This is a genomic window from Zoogloea sp., assembly GCF_023150065.1.
GTDB lineage: Bacteria > Pseudomonadota > Gammaproteobacteria > Burkholderiales > Rhodocyclaceae > Zoogloea.
In genome coordinates, this window is record NZ_JAKLLN010000211.1 from 1 (window position 1) to 546 (window position 546).

The window sequence follows — 546 nt, forward strand, 5'->3', positions numbered from 1 at the left end:
GATGGCCGGGCAGCCCACCGCGCTGGCCTCGATCGGGTTCTGGCCGCCCAGCCGGGCCCATGAGCCGCCGATGATCGCCACGTCGGCGGCGCCGTAGTAGGCGTACATCTCGCCCATCGAATCGCCCAGCCAGACCCGGGTGTCGGCCATCACCGGCACGCCCTTCGAGCGCTTCTGCAGCTTGAGGCCGGCGCGCTTGGCCAGCCTGGCGACCTCGTCGAAGCGGTCGGGGTGGCGGGGCACCAGCACCAGCAGCACCTCGGGCGGGCACGTCCGGGCGAAGGCCTCGAGCAGCGGGCCTTCCTCGCCCTCGCGGGTGCTCGCGGCGAGGAGGATCTCGCGCTGCGGCCCGAAGCGGTTGCGGAAGTCGGCGGCCAGCGCCTGCATGGCCGGCGGCGGGGCGATGTCGAACTTGATGTTGCCGGTGATCATCACGTAGCGGGCGCCCAGGTAGGTCATGCGCTGGCCGTCGGCCTCGGTTTGCGCGCCGATCGCCGAGAGGTGGGCGAAGGCCTCGCGGGCGAGGCCGCCGATGCGGCCGTATCC

At 73.1% G+C, this 546-nt stretch carries 1 protein-coding gene; it reads right to left on the minus strand.

Going from position 1 to position 546, the window contains the following annotated elements:
• Positions 1–546 (minus strand): glycosyltransferase N-terminal domain-containing protein (locus L6Q67_RS24325; RefSeq protein WP_296576342.1); only part of this gene is annotated, 546 nt, incomplete at both ends.